The 13,997-nt window shown below is 57.0% G+C and carries 10 protein-coding genes, 2 tRNA genes and 1 rRNA gene; 12 read left to right on the top strand and 1 reads right to left on the bottom strand.

Annotated features, from left to right (window positions below; genetic code table 11):
• Positions 1 to 36 precede the first annotated feature (36 nt).
• On the bottom strand, positions 37 to 1,593 hold the full coding sequence (locus tag C4J83_RS25740) for a bifunctional aminoglycoside phosphotransferase/ATP-binding protein (protein ID WP_124418480.1): 1,557 nt from the start codon (positions 1,591 to 1,593) through the stop codon (positions 37 to 39).
• 118 nt (positions 1,594 to 1,711) lie between these two features.
• Here C4J83_RS25740 and mrcB point away from each other — a divergent pair, with 118 nt between their 5' ends.
• From mrcB to C4J83_RS25675, 12 genes are all read left to right on the top strand, one after another.
• Positions 1,712 to 4,036, top strand: coding sequence for a penicillin-binding protein 1B (gene mrcB / locus C4J83_RS25735; protein WP_106579230.1), 2,325 nt, complete (start codon positions 1,712 to 1,714; stop codon positions 4,034 to 4,036).
• A gap of 16 nt (positions 4,037 to 4,052) precedes the next feature.
• A complete protein-coding gene (locus tag C4J83_RS25730; protein ID WP_124418479.1) occupies positions 4,053 to 4,787 on the top strand; it encodes a tetratricopeptide repeat protein in 735 nt (244 codons plus the stop codon).
• On the top strand, positions 4,787 to 5,116 hold the full coding sequence (locus C4J83_RS25725) for a YqcC family protein (RefSeq protein ID WP_124418478.1): 330 nt from the start codon (positions 4,787 to 4,789) through the stop codon (positions 5,114 to 5,116). Before C4J83_RS25730 ends, C4J83_RS25725 begins: the two co-directional genes overlap by 1 nt.
• 431 nt (positions 5,117 to 5,547) lie before the next feature.
• Positions 5,548 to 7,272, top strand: coding sequence for an acetolactate synthase 3 large subunit (locus tag C4J83_RS25720; RefSeq protein WP_106579404.1), 1,725 nt, complete (start codon positions 5,548 to 5,550; stop codon positions 7,270 to 7,272).
• Between the two features lie 2 nt (positions 7,273 to 7,274).
• Entirely contained in the window at positions 7,275 to 7,766 is a 492-nt protein-coding gene (gene ilvN / locus C4J83_RS25715; RefSeq protein ID WP_003176102.1) for an acetolactate synthase small subunit, read from the top strand.
• Positions 7,767 to 7,813: 47 nt separating this feature from the next.
• Positions 7,814 to 8,830, top strand: a complete 1,017-nt coding sequence (gene ilvC / locus C4J83_RS25710; protein ID WP_003176099.1) for a ketol-acid reductoisomerase — start codon at positions 7,814 to 7,816, stop codon at positions 8,828 to 8,830.
• 145 nt (positions 8,831 to 8,975) lie between these two features.
• Positions 8,976 to 9,833, top strand: coding sequence for a CDP-diacylglycerol--serine O-phosphatidyltransferase (gene pssA / locus C4J83_RS25705; RefSeq protein ID WP_124418477.1), 858 nt, complete (start codon positions 8,976 to 8,978; stop codon positions 9,831 to 9,833).
• Positions 9,834 to 9,896: 63 nt separating this feature from the next.
• Positions 9,897 to 10,910, top strand: a complete 1,014-nt coding sequence (gene msrP / locus C4J83_RS25700) for a protein-methionine-sulfoxide reductase catalytic subunit MsrP (RefSeq protein WP_124418476.1) — start codon at positions 9,897 to 9,899, stop codon at positions 10,908 to 10,910.
• Complete coding sequence (msrQ, locus tag C4J83_RS25695; RefSeq protein ID WP_119741089.1) at positions 10,910 to 11,530, top strand: protein-methionine-sulfoxide reductase heme-binding subunit MsrQ; 621 nt, start codon at positions 10,910 to 10,912, stop codon at positions 11,528 to 11,530. The genes msrP and msrQ overlap by 1 nt, the downstream gene beginning before the upstream one ends.
• Positions 11,531 to 12,075: 545 nt before the next feature.
• Positions 12,076 to 13,612, top strand: a 16S ribosomal RNA gene (locus C4J83_RS25685).
• Between the two features lie 82 nt (positions 13,613 to 13,694).
• A tRNA-Ile gene (locus tag C4J83_RS25680) sits at positions 13,695 to 13,771 on the top strand.
• 30 nt (positions 13,772 to 13,801) lie between these two features.
• A tRNA-Ala gene (locus C4J83_RS25675) sits at positions 13,802 to 13,877 on the top strand.
• The last annotated feature ends 120 nt before the right edge of the window (positions 13,878 to 13,997 follow it).

Below are 13,997 nucleotides of genomic sequence, written 5' to 3'. Positions count from 1 at the left end.
GCACCGTAGATCGGTGACACGACCAAGAAATATTTCTTACAGGCCTGGCAGGCGCTGGCGGATATGCGCCACCAAGGCATCCAGGGTTCCGCTTTCATTGGTCTCTACGCGCTTGCTCAGCAGCAGTTCTTCAGCGGTCAGCGGGTCGCGGTTGGCCTGCTGCTCTACGATGATGGTCAGCGTCGCGTCGGAAGGGTCGTTCTTATCCGCCTGACGTTGTGCCAACCAGCTGGCGATAACGGCTTGCGGTGCGTTGCAATCCAGGATCAGGAATGGCGCGCCGGTGGCCTCGGCAATCTTCGCAGCAGCGTCGCGCTGTTCACGTTTGAGGAAGGTGGCATCCAGTACGACCGGGTAGCCGGCGCGCAAGACGATATCGGCGATTTCATTCAGGCGAGCATAGGTTGCTGCGCTGGCGTCGGCAGCATAGATGCCGGCCTGTGGTGTGTTTTCCACATGCTGTTCGCCAAACAGGCGTTTGCGTTCCACGTCCGAGCGCAGGCGCACGGCACCCAACGCTTCCACCAGGCGCATGGCTACGTGGCTCTTGCCGACTGCCGATACGCCGTGGGTAATCGCCAGGAAGCGCGAAGGAATAGTGCTGTAGCTTTCGGCCAGGTTGGCGTAGTTGCGGTACTGGCGCAGGGTGGTGGCGCGCTGCACCGGGCTTGCCTCGCTCGGCATGCTGAACAGTGCAACCTTGGCGCGTACCAGCGCCCGGTACGCTTTATAGAAGTTAAGCACTTCCAGGCCTTGGTAATCGCCGGTCAGTTCCAGGTATTGGCTGATAAAGCGACGCGCCAGGGATTTGAGGCCACGGTCTTCCAGGTCCATCGCCAGAAAGCCGGTGTCGGCGTACACGTCGGTGAAGCGGAACGGCTCGTTGAACTCGATGCAGTCGAAGATGACGACTTGGCCGTCGATCATCGTCGCATTGCCCAAGTGGATATCGCCGTGACATTCACGCGTGAAGCCATCCTGCTTGCGCTGCGCCAGCAGAGGCTTGAGGCGCTCGAAGCTGCTTTCGGCCCAGGCCTGCAGAGCTTCCAGCTGTGCCAGATCGGCCTTGTCGCTGAGGAAAGGGCGGATCTGATCGAAGTTCTGGCGCACTGGCGCCATCACCTCGTCCGGGGTGCCGGCCGGGTGCGCCTGTGGAACCCTTGGTGCGGTGAGGTGGAAGTGCGCAATCTGCTTGGCCATTTCATCAATATGCGCGCTGGTCAGTTCGCCGTTGGCTTGCAAGGTGCTCAGCAGTTGGCTTTGCGGGAACTGGCGCATTTTAAGCGCGTACTCGATTACCGGGCCATCGCCGCCCAGTTGCGGGGCCTCGGCGGTGCCGGTAATCGGCAACACTTCAAGGTACAGATCTTCGGTCAGGCGCTGGTTGAGGCGAAGTTCTTCGTTGCAGAAGTGCCCCCGGTCGTCCAGCTGGGTGAAATCCAGAAAACCGAAGTTCATCGGCTTCTTCAGTTTATAAGCGAAGGGGCCAGTCAGAATGACCCAGGAAATATGGGTCTCGATAACGTGAAACGCTTCAACCGGATGGGGATACAAAGCCGGGTTTTGCAGGGCAGCGATCAGGGACTGGCTCACGGGCGATCCTTCAAAGTCTGGGGGAAATCATGGCGGGCATTATGGCTGTTACAGCCGGTCGTGCAAACCGCTGTCCGGCTCATGTTGATCATCAATAAAGTGCGTATAATCCGCCGCCATGACTCGAACCCGATCTCCCCGTTCCCGTAAAAAACCTCCTTCCCGCGGCCTGCGCCCGTGGCTCGGCTGGGCGCTCAAGCTCAGCCTGGTGGGCCTTGTAGTGCTCGCCGGCTTCGCGGTGTACCTCGACGCTGTGGTCCAGGAGAAGTTCTCCGGCAAGCGCTGGACCATTCCGGCCAAGGTGTACGCACGCCCGCTGGAACTGTTCACTGGCCAGAAGCTGAGTAAAGATGATTTCCTGACCGAGCTCGACGCGTTGGGTTACCGCCGCGAAGCCGTGAGCAATGGTCCTGGCGCTGCGGCCGTCAGCGGCAATACCGTCGACTTGAACACCCGCGGCTTCCAGTTCTACGAAGGCCTGGAAAAAGCCCAGCCGGTACGCGTGCGCTTCTCTGGCGATTACGTCGCCGAGCTGTCCTCGCTCAATGGTTCGAAGTTGCCTGTGGTGCGCCTGGAGCCGCTGCTGATCGGCGGCATTTACCCAAAGAACCTGGAAGATCGCATCCTGATCAAGCTCGATCAGGTGCCGCCGTATCTGCTTGAAACACTCGTTGCCGTCGAAGACCGCGACTTCTACAGCCACTGGGGTGTGTCGCCCAAGTCGATTGCCCGCGCTATCTGGGTCAACACTTCTGGCGGCAAGATGACGCAGGGTGGCAGTACGCTGACGCAACAATTGGTCAAGAACTTCTACCTGACCAACGAGCGCAGCCTGACCCGCAAACTCACCGAAGCCATGATGGCGATGCTGCTGGAGTTGCATTACAGCAAGCAGGAAATCCTTGAGGCTTACCTCAACGAAGTATTCGTCGGTCAGGATGGCCAGCGCGCCGTTCACGGCTTTGGCTTGGCCAGCCAGTTCTTCTTCGGTCAGCCATTGTCCGAGTTGAAATTGCATCAGGTCGCGTTGCTGGTGGGTATGGTCAAGGGGCCGTCCTATTACAACCCGCGTCGCAACCCTGAGCGTGCGCTTGAACGTCGTAACCTGGTGCTGGATGTACTCGAGCAGCAGGGCGTGGCTACCGCTGAACAAGTCGCGGCCGCGAAGAAAATGCCACTGGGTGTGACAACCCGCGGCAAGTTGGCCGACAGCTCCTTCCCAGGCTTTATCGACCTGGTCAAACGTCAGTTGCGCGAAGATTACCGCGACGAAGACTTGACCGAAGAAGGCTTGCGGATCTTCACCAGCTTCGACCCGATTTTGCAGATGAAAGCCGAAGCGTCGGTCAACGACACCTTCAAACGCTTGACCGGCCGCAAGGGCTCCGATGAAGTCGAGGCGGCCATGGTGGTGACCAACCCCGAAACCGGTGAAGTCCAGGCCATGATCGGCAGTCGCCAGGCCAGTTTTGCCGGTTTCAACCGCGCGCTGGATGCCGTGCGGCCGATCGGCTCGCTGGTCAAGCCTGCGGTCTACCTGACGGCCCTGGAAAAACCGAGCAAATACACCCTGACCAGTTGGCTGTCGGATGACCCGTTGTCGGTCAAAGGTGCTGATGGCCAAGTGTGGACGCCGCAGAACTTCGATCGCCGCTCTCACGGCACGGTGTTCCTGTATCAGGGCCTGGCGCATTCCTACAACATCTCCACGTCGCGCCTCGGGCTGGAAGTTGGGGTGCCGAATGTGTTGAAAACCCTGGGTCGCCTGGGCATCAACCGTGAGTTCCCGTCGTTCCCATCGATGCTGTTGGGCGCTGGCGCCATGACCCCGATGGAAGTGGCCACGATGTACCAGACCCTCGCCAACGGCGGCTTCAATACCCCGATGCGCGGTATCCGCAGCGTGCTGACTGCCGAGGGCGAGCCGCTCAAGCGCTATCCGTTTCAGATTCAGCAGCGCTTTGATGCAGGCTCCATTTACCTGATCCAGAACGCCATGCAGCGCGTAATGCGCGAAGGCACCGGGCGCTCGGTTTACAGCGTGCTGCCGTCGAACCTCACGTTGGCGGGCAAGACCGGTACCAGTAATGATTCGCGTGACAGCTGGTTCGCGGGCTTCGGCCAGGACGTGCTGGCCGTGGTTTGGCTGGGGCGTGACGACAATGGCAAGACGCCGTTCACCGGTGCTACCGGTGCGCTGCAGGTCTGGACCAGCTTTATGCGCAAGGCCGACCCGTTGCCGCTGAACATGCCGCAACCGGACAACATCGTGCAGGCCTGGATTGATCCGCACACGGGGCAGGGCTCCGATGCCAACTGTCCGGGCGCGGTGCAGATGCCGTATATTCGCGGCAGCGAGCCACCACCCGGCGCCGCATGCGGTGGCAGTGCCCCTGCTGACGCGGAATCGGTGATGGATTGGGTCAAGGGCTGGATGAACTAAGCAAAGAGGGTTTCACGTGAACAAGTGGTTGATTCCAGCTATTACAGCTCTGGCAGTGCTCAGCGGTTGCTCCAGCGTGCAGCGCGGTTCGATTCCCGTGGTGGATTCGAGTACTACCGTTTCCAATAACGATCGCATTTCGGCCAACGGCGGCTTCCGTCAGACCGTGGTCAAGCGTCCTACGCAAGCCGCACCGCAAGCCATGCCGCAGGATTCGGGTGTGGTAGTGATGGTGCCGGGCGGTGGTGCTGCAACGTCGGCGCCGATCAGCGCCGAGCCGTGGACCCCAGGTCCAAGCACGTCGGGGCCGATTGATTCCACGCCGATCCAGACGGCGCCGGTCAATCAGGGCACCTACAACATGCCGTCGACGCCGAGCGGTATTCCGTCGTCGTCAAGCGCGGGCGGCCTGTCGGCTGATGAGCAACTGGACGGACCCGTGTTGTCGCTGTTGACTACTGCCCAGCAACAGCAGGCCGGTGGTGATTTGAACGGTGCTTCGTCCAGTCTTGAGCGTGCCCAGCGCGTGGCGCCTCGCGAGCCGCAAGTGTTGTATCGCCTGGCCCAGGTGCGTATGGCCCAAGGTGATGCGCCGCAAGCTGAACAGTTCGCCCGTCGCGGCCTGAGCCTGGCCAATGGTCGTCCCGATCTGCAGGCCAACTTGTGGGCCTTGATTGGTGACGCGCGTGCTGCCCAAGGCGATGCCGCCGGTGCTGCGCAGGCTCGGCAGAAAGCCAAGGTCAGCCTCTGATGGATGCACGGTTTCCCGCGATTGCCGAACAGTTATTGCTGATCGAGCGCGAATTGCGCGTGCAGGGCTGGTGGGACGAGGTGTCCCCCGGCGCAGAGGCGCTCAGCAGTGTCGAGCCTTTTTCGGTTGATACCCTGGATTTTCACCAGTGGCTGCAATGGATCTTCCTGGTGCGCATGAAGCAGATCCTCGAGCAGGATCTACCGTTGCCTAATGCGTCGGGGATCCTGGAGATGGCGGAGATGGTTTACGCCGATCGCCCGCTTGAGAGCCTCGGTTTGCGTAACGCGCTGAAAAAGTTCGACCAATTGATCGTCGACGCTCGTTAATTGCCTGACTGCCGGGTTTTCCGGCAGTCTTGCGCACATTTCTACCGCTTGACGACATTCAGGCGAGTTTTATCCCTCCTCAAACCCCTTTAATCTACGTTCTCATGCGCTTAGTTGGAAAAAAGCGCAATTATTGCTTGACTTGAAGGGGCTGAAACAGAAGAATCCAAAGTCCGCTGTATCGGGACTGCCAGAAGCAGACCCGCTCAGCAGATCATGAGGCGCATATCCGCGCCGACCTGTAACACCCGCAACGCGTTACCTCGCGCTGGGTGGGAAAAGCCCGCAACACTTGGGACGATCCCAATACTTGCTCAGTCAGTGCTGACGTAGTCGGCGACCACCGTCGCTCATGCTCTGTTGAGAAGTAAACCTATTAAGACCCGTCGGTTTTTAACGGACGGTATTCTGGCGTTTTAGAGGTGAACAACGTGGAGCTTTTATCTGGCGGTGAGATGCTCGTCCGCTTTTTGCGTGACGAAGGCGTCGACTATATCTACGGGTACCCAGGTGGTGCTCTGCTGCATGTTTACGACGCACTGTTCAAGGAACCGGCTGTTACCCACATCCTGGTTCGCCACGAACAGGCCGCGACCCATATGGCTGACGGTTACGCCCGTGCCACCGGTAAAGCCGGTGTAGTACTGGTGACGTCCGGCCCAGGCGCAACGAATGCCATTACCGGCATCGCGACTGCGTATATGGACTCTATTCCGATGGTGATCATTTCCGGCCAGGTCGCAAGCACCATGGTGGGGACCGATGCATTCCAGGAAACCGACATGATCGGTATCTCCCGGCCGATCGTGAAACACAGCTTCATGATCAAGCATGCCTCGGAAATCCCGGAAGTCATGAAAAAGGCGTTCTACCTCGCACAGTCCGGTCGCCCGGGCCCTGTTGTGGTCGATATCCCGAAAGACATGACCAACCCGGCTGAAAAGTTCGAATACATCTTCCCGAAGAAAGCCAAGCTGCGTTCCTACAGCCCGGCTGTTCGTGGGCACTCGGGGCAAATCCGCAAGGCAGCAGAAATGCTGCTGGCGGCCAAGCGCCCGGTGCTGTACTCGGGCGGTGGCGTGATCCTGGGCGGCGGTTCTGCTCCGCTGACCGAGCTGGCCAAGCTGCTCAATTTGCCAGTCACCAACACGTTGATGGGCCTCGGCGCATTCCCGGGCACGGACCGTCAGTTCGTCGGCATGCTCGGCATGCACGGCAGCTACACCGCCAACCTGGCCATGCACCACGCCGATGTGATTCTGGCAGTGGGCGCGCGTTTTGATGACCGTGTGATCAACGGCGCGAGCAAGTTCTGCCCGAATGCCAAGATCATCCACATCGACATCGACCCTGCGTCGATCTCCAAGACCATCAAGGCTGATGTGCCGATTGTGGGTCCGGTAGAAAGTGTGTTGACCGAGATGGTAGCCGCGCTCAAGGACATCGGCGAAACGCCGAACAAGGAGTCCGTTGCCAGCTGGTGGAAGCAGATCGACGAATGGCGCGGTGACCGCGGCCTGTTCCCTTACGACAAAGGCGACGGCAGCGTCATCAAGCCACAAACCGTGATCGAAACCCTGTGCGAAGTGACCAAGGGCGATGCCTTTGTAACCTCCGATGTGGGTCAGCACCAGATGTTCGCCGCGCAGTACTACAAGTTCGACAAGCCTAACCGCTGGATCAACTCCGGTGGCCTGGGCACGATGGGCTTTGGTTTCCCTGCGGCCATGGGTGTAAAGCTGAGCTTCCCCGACACCGACGTCGCGTGCGTCACCGGTGAGGGCAGCATCCAGATGAACATTCAGGAGTTGTCGACGTGCTTGCAATACGGCCTTCCGGTGAAGATCGTCTGCCTGAACAACGGCGTACTGGGCATGGTTCGTCAATGGCAGGACATGAGCTACGGCAGCCGTCACTCCCATTCCTACATGGAATCGCTGCCAGATTTCGTAAAATTGGTTGAAGCCTACGGCCACGTCGGCATTCGCATCACCGATTTGAAAGATCTGAAGCCGAAGATGGAAGAGGCGTTCGCCATGAAGGACCGCCTGGTGTTCCTCGATATTCAAGTGGATACCAGTGAGCACGTCTACCCGATGCAGATCAAAGACGGCTCTATGCGCGACATGTGGCTGAACAAGACGGAGCGTACTTAATCATGCGGCACATTATCTCCCTGCTTCTGGAGAACGAACCCGGCGCTCTGTCTCGTGTGGTCGGCCTGTTTTCGCAACGCAACTACAACATTGAAAGCCTGACCGTGGCACCGACCGAAGACCCGACCCTGTCGCGTCTGACGTTGACCACCGTGGGCCACGATGAGGTGATCGAGCAGATCACCAAGAACCTCAACAAGTTGATCGAAGTGGTCAAGCTGGTCGATCTTTCGGAAAGTGCCCACATTGAGCGTGAGCTGATGTTGGTTAAGGTCAAGGCTACGGGTGCCCAGCGTGCCGAGATTAAACGGACTACTGATATTTATCGCGGGCAGATCGTCGATGTGAGCGCCAGCGTTTATACCGTTCAACTGACCGGTACAAGCGACAAGCTGGACAGCTTCATCCAGTCGATCGGGACGGCCTCGATTCTGGAAACCGTACGCAGTGGTGTCACCGGGATTGCCCGTGGCGACAAAGTACTCAGCATCTAACCCAAATTAGCGAATGGCCTTACGGCCTGGATATATAGAGGAACCTCATGAAAGTTTATTACGATAAAGATTGTGACCTGTCGATCATCCAGGGCAAGAAAGTCGCCATCATCGGCTACGGTTCCCAGGGCCACGCCCAAGCGTGCAACCTGAAAGATTCCGGCGTTGACGTCACTGTCGGCCTGCGCAAAGGCTCGGCCACTGTTGCCAAGGCTGAAGCCCATGGCCTGAAAGTGACCGACGTTGCTTCCGCCGTTGCTGCTGCTGACCTGGTCATGATTCTGACCCCGGACGAGTTCCAGTCCGCGCTGTACAAGAATGAAATCGAGCCGAACATCAAGAAGGGCGCCACCCTGGCCTTCTCCCACGGCTTCGCGATTCACTACAACCAGGTTGTTCCACGCGCTGACCTCGACGTGATCATGATCGCGCCGAAAGCCCCGGGCCACACCGTGCGTTCCGAGTTCGTCAAAGGCGGCGGTATCCCTGACCTGATCGCGATCTACCAGGACGCCTCTGGCAACGCTAAAAACGTTGCACTGTCCTACGCAGCTGGCGTGGGTGGCGGTCGTACCGGCATCATCGAAACCACCTTCAAGGACGAGACTGAAACCGACCTGTTCGGCGAGCAAGCCGTTCTGTGCGGCGGTACCGTTGAGCTGGTCAAAGCTGGTTTCGAAACACTGGTTGAAGCTGGCTACGCGCCAGAGATGGCCTACTTCGAATGCCTGCACGAACTGAAGCTGATCGTTGACCTCATGTACGAAGGCGGTATCGCCAACATGAACTACTCGATCTCCAACAACGCCGAATACGGCGAGTACGTGACTGGCCCGGAAGTGATCAACGCCGAGTCCCGTCAGGCCATGCGCAACGCCCTGAAACGTATCCAGGACGGCGAATACGCCAAAATGTTCATCAGCGAAGGCGCAACCGGCTACCCTTCGATGACCGCCAAGCGTCGTAACAACGCCGCTCACGGTATCGAAGTCATCGGCGAGCAACTGCGCTCCATGATGCCGTGGATCGGTGCCAACAAGATCGTCGACAAAGCCAAAAACTAAGTCGTACGCATCAACAGAAAACGCGGCTTAGGCCGCGTTTTTTCGTTTGAGGGGCTGGTTCTGGTATAAAGCTGCATCGTTTGCGGGCGAACACTCGCCGCAAGTTTCTGTCGAATTTTTTTCACACCGTTGCAAGGTAAAATCCATGAGCGAACGTCCCGAAGAGCCACACCAGGCCTCTGACGCCGAAAGCCTGCTGCCGATCGATGAGCATGTCGAAGAAGGGCATGACGCGGAAGGTCGCAAGGTCCGGCATCGTGGCATCTATCTTCTGCCTAACCTGTTCACCACCGCGAACCTGTTTGCCGGCTTCTATTCCATCATCAACTCCATGAGCGCCCAAAGTGCGCTGGCGGCGGGTGATGCGGTAAGTGCCAGCAAGTATTTCGGTTATGCCGCCATCGCAATCTTTGTGGCCATGGTGCTTGATGGCCTTGATGGCCGTGTGGCGCGCATGACCAACACGCAAAGTGCCTTTGGCGCCGAGTACGACTCGCTGTCGGACATGGTCGCTTTCGGGGTTGCACCGGCGCTGCTGGCGTTTGCCTGGGCGCTGGGAGATATGGGCAAGGTCGGCTGGATGGTCGCCTTCATCTATGTCGCCGGCGCCGCTTTGCGTCTGGCGCGCTTCAATACCCAGGTGGGTACCGCTGACAAGCGTTACTTCATTGGCCTTGCCAGCCCCGCAGCTGCAGGCGTCGTGGCAGGTATTGTCTGGGCATTCAGTGACTATGGAATCCAGGGCTCGAAAATGTCGTTCCTGGTGGCCTTGATGGTGGCTGCGGCTGGCATGCTGATGGTCAGCAACATCAAGTACAACAGCTTCAAGGAGTTCGACCTCAAGGGCCGCGTGCCTTTCGTAGCGATCCTGGTGGTGGTGCTGGTGTTTGCTGTAGTGTTCAGCGACCCGCCGCGTATCCTGCTGCTGGCGTTCCTGGCCTACGCCGCTTCGGGGCCGATTCAGTACTTGCTGCATCTGCGCCGCGACAAAACATTGTCTTAATGTAATGTCCGCCATACTCCGCAGTCTATTGGTGCATCAGTCCTCCAATGCTGCGGAGTTGCCATGTTAATCAAGATCCCCAAAGCGTCCGATTGCCACGAATCGGATGTCACGCCTGAATCCTTCTATTTATCTCGCCGTAGCTTGCTCGGTGGTGCGCTTGCTGGCGTCGCTGCCAGTACTTTGCCGCGCTGGGCCAGTGCTGACGATGCAGCGCGTTACGCCGACGTCGAGCCTGGCAATGCGCCGAGTTGGTTTGCCCAAAAGCTGCCAGGCACCCAGTGGCAGGCTGTTACGGTAAAGGACGAAGCCATTACGCCGTTCAAGGACGCAACCCACTACAACAACTTCTATGAATTCGGTACGGACAAGGGTGACCCGGCGAAGAACGCGGGTTCACTCAAGACCGAGCCCTGGAGTGTGGTAATTGATGGAGAGGTCGGCAAGCCGGGGCGTTATGCCTTGGAAGACTTCATGAAGCCTTATCAGTTGGGGGAGCGCATCTACCGTTTGCGCTGTGTCGAGGCGTGGTCGATGGTGATTCCGTGGATGGGTTTCCCCCTTTCAGCCTTGCTCAAGCAGGTGGAGCCGACTTCTAAAGCCAAGTTCATCCGTTTTGAAACGCTCCAAGACCCCAAAAGCATGCCGGGGCAGCGCTCAAGCTTTGGCTTGATCGACTGGCCATATGTCGAAGGGTTGCGCCTGGATGAGGCGATGAACCCATTGGCTATCCTTGCCGTTGGCATGTACGGGCGTGAACTGCCTAACCAGAACGGCGCACCACTGCGTCTGGTAGTGCCGTGGAAGTATGGCTTCAAGAGTGTGAAGTCGATTGTGCGGATCAGTCTTGTAAGCGAACAACCCAAGACGACCTGGCAGAGCATCGCGGCCGATGAGTATGGGTTTTACGCGAACGTGAATCCTACGGTCGACCATCCTCGCTGGACTCAGGCGCGAGAACGTCGTCTGCCCAGCGGCCTGTTCAGCCCGAACGTGCGTGAGACGCAGATGTTCAATGGCTACTCGGATGAGGTCGCTTCTCTTTATACGGACCTCGATCTGCGGAAGAATTACTGATGCGTTATCCGATCTGGCGTGTCGGCGTCTTTATAGCTGCGGCGATTTGGCCATTTTTCTGGTTGTACGAGGCATGGAGTTCTGTGCTCGGGCCTGATCCAGGCAAAGTGCTGATGGATCGGTTGGGGCTTGGGACCTTGATTCTGTTGCTGATCACGCTGGGCATGACACCGTTGCAGAAGCTCAGCGGTTGGGCGGGGTGGATTGCTGTCCGCCGACAGCTGGGGCTCTGGTGTTTTGCGTATGTGGTTTTGCACCTGGCGGCTTACTGCGTCTTTATCTTGGGGCTTGATTGGTCGCAATTCGGGGTGGAGCTGCGTAAGCGGCCCTACATTATTGTGGGCGCGTTGGGCTTCCTCTGCTTATTGGTGTTGGCAGTGACCTCCAATCGCTATAGCCAGCGTCGACTTGGCAGTCGTTGGAAGAAGCTGCATCGCTTGGTGTATGTGATCCTTGGGCTTGGTTTGCTGCATATGCTGTGGATTGTGCGGGCCGATCTGAAGGAGTGGGCGATATATGCATCTATAGGTGCGCTGCTTTTGGTGCTGCGTATTCCGCCTGTCATGCGCCGGATTCCCCGCCTTATCGCGAAAAAACCAGTTTCTGCACCAAAAGCGTAATTAGTGCTTGACGGCAGATTCTGGAAGTCTATAATTCGCCCCACTTCCGGCGCAGTCGAAACGGAAAACTCCTTGGTAAACAAAGAGTTACGCAGAATTCGACAGCGAGTTGCTTCAGTTCATCGAAGTCCAGAAGGAGTTGGTAGAGCAGTGTTGTTTGGCTCTATTAACGTTTCGATCTTCTCGGTCGAAAGCGGAGAAAAAGAGGTGTTGACAGCAGCGTGTAACGCTGTAGAATTCGCCTCCCGCTAACGAGAGATCGGAGGCGCAAGTGGTTGAAGTTGTTGAAGAAATCTTCGAAAACTTCTGAAAATAATCACTTGACAGCAAATGAGGCTGCTGTAGAATGCGCGCCTCGGTTGAGACGAAAGATCTTAACCAACCGCTCTTTAACAACTGAATCAAGCAATTCGTGTGGGTGCTTGTGGAGTCAGACTGATAGTCAACAAGATTATCAGCATCACAAGTTACTCCGCGAGAAATCAAAGATGTAACCAACGATTGCTGAGCCAAGTTTAGGGTTTCTTAAAAACCCAAAGATGTTTGAACTGAAGAGTTTGATCATGGCTCAGATTGAACGCTGGCGGCAGGCCTAACACATGCAAGTCGAGCGGTAGAGAGAAGCTTGCTTCTCTTGAGAGCGGCGGACGGGTGAGTAATGCCTAGGAATCTGCCTGGTAGTGGGGGATAACGTTCGGAAACGGACGCTAATACCGCATACGTCCTACGGGAGAAAGCAGGGGACCTTCGGGCCTTGCGCTATCAGATGAGCCTAGGTCGGATTAGCTAGTTGGTGAGGTAATGGCTCACCAAGGCGACGATCCGTAACTGGTCTGAGAGGATGATCAGTCACACTGGAACTGAGACACGGTCCAGACTCCTACGGGAGGCAGCAGTGGGGAATATTGGACAATGGGCGAAAGCCTGATCCAGCCATGCCGCGTGTGTGAAGAAGGTCTTCGGATTGTAAAGCACTTTAAGTTGGGAGGAAGGGCATTAACCTAATACGTTAGTGTTTTGACGTTACCGACAGAATAAGCACCGGCTAACTCTGTGCCAGCAGCCGCGGTAATACAGAGGGTGCAAGCGTTAATCGGAATTACTGGGCGTAAAGCGCGCGTAGGTGGTTTGTTAAGTTGGATGTGAAATCCCCGGGCTCAACCTGGGAACTGCATTCAAAACTGACTGACTAGAGTATGGTAGAGGGTGGTGGAATTTCCTGTGTAGCGGTGAAATGCGTAGATATAGGAAGGAACACCAGTGGCGAAGGCGACCACCTGGACTAATACTGACACTGAGGTGCGAAAGCGTGGGGAGCAAACAGGATTAGATACCCTGGTAGTCCACGCCGTAAACGATGTCAACTAGCCGTTGGAAGCCTTGAGCTTTTAGTGGCGCAGCTAACGCATTAAGTTGACCGCCTGGGGAGTACGGCCGCAAGGTTAAAACTCAAATGAATTGACGGGGGCCCGCACAAGCGGTGGAGCATGTGGTTTAATTCGAAGCAACGCGAAGAACCTTACCAGGCCTTGACATCCAATGAACTTTCTAGAGATAGATTGGTGCCTTCGGGAACATTGAGACAGGTGCTGCATGGCTGTCGTCAGCTCGTGTCGTGAGATGTTGGGTTAAGTCCCGTAACGAGCGCAACCCTTGTCCTTAGTTACCAGCACGTAATGGTGGGCACTCTAAGGAGACTGCCGGTGACAAACCGGAGGAAGGTGGGGATGACGTCAAGTCATCATGGCCCTTACGGCCTGGGCTACACACGTGCTACAATGGTCGGTACAGAGGGTTGCCAAGCCGCGAGGTGGAGCTAATCCCACAAAACCGATCGTAGTCCGGATCGCAGTCTGCAACTCGACTGCGTGAAGTCGGAATCGCTAGTAATCGCGAATCAGAATGTCGCGGTGAATACGTTCCCGGGCCTTGTACACACCGCCCGTCACACCATGGGAGTGGGTTGCACCAGAAGTAGCTAGTCTAACCTTCGGGAGGACGGTTACCACGGTGTGATTCATGACTGGGGTGAAGTCGTAACAAGGTAGCCGTAGGGGAACCTGCGGCTGGATCACCTCCTTAATCGACGACATCAGCTGCTCCATAAGTTCCCACACGAATTGCTTGATTCATTGAAGAAGACGATAAGAAGCAGCCCGAAATTGGGTCTGTAGCTCAGTTGGTTAGAGCGCACCCCTGATAAGGGTGAGGTCGGCAGTTCGAATCTGCCCAGACCCACCAATTTTGTGTGGGAAACGCCTGTAGAAATACGGGGCCATAGCTCAGCTGGGAGAGCGCCTGCCTTGCACGCAGGAGGTCAACGGTTCGATCCCGTTTGGCTCCACCACTACTGCTTCTGAAAGTTATGAAAGCTTAGAAATGAGCATTCCATCAAGGTGATGGTGAATGTTGATTTCTAGTCTTTGATTAGATCGTTCTTTAAAAATTTGGGTATGTGATAGAAAGA

This window comes from Pseudomonas sp. LBUM920 (genome assembly GCF_003852315.1).
Lineage (GTDB): Bacteria > Pseudomonadota > Gammaproteobacteria > Pseudomonadales > Pseudomonadaceae > Aquipseudomonas.
This window is presented reverse-complemented; position numbering and strand designations above follow the sequence as displayed.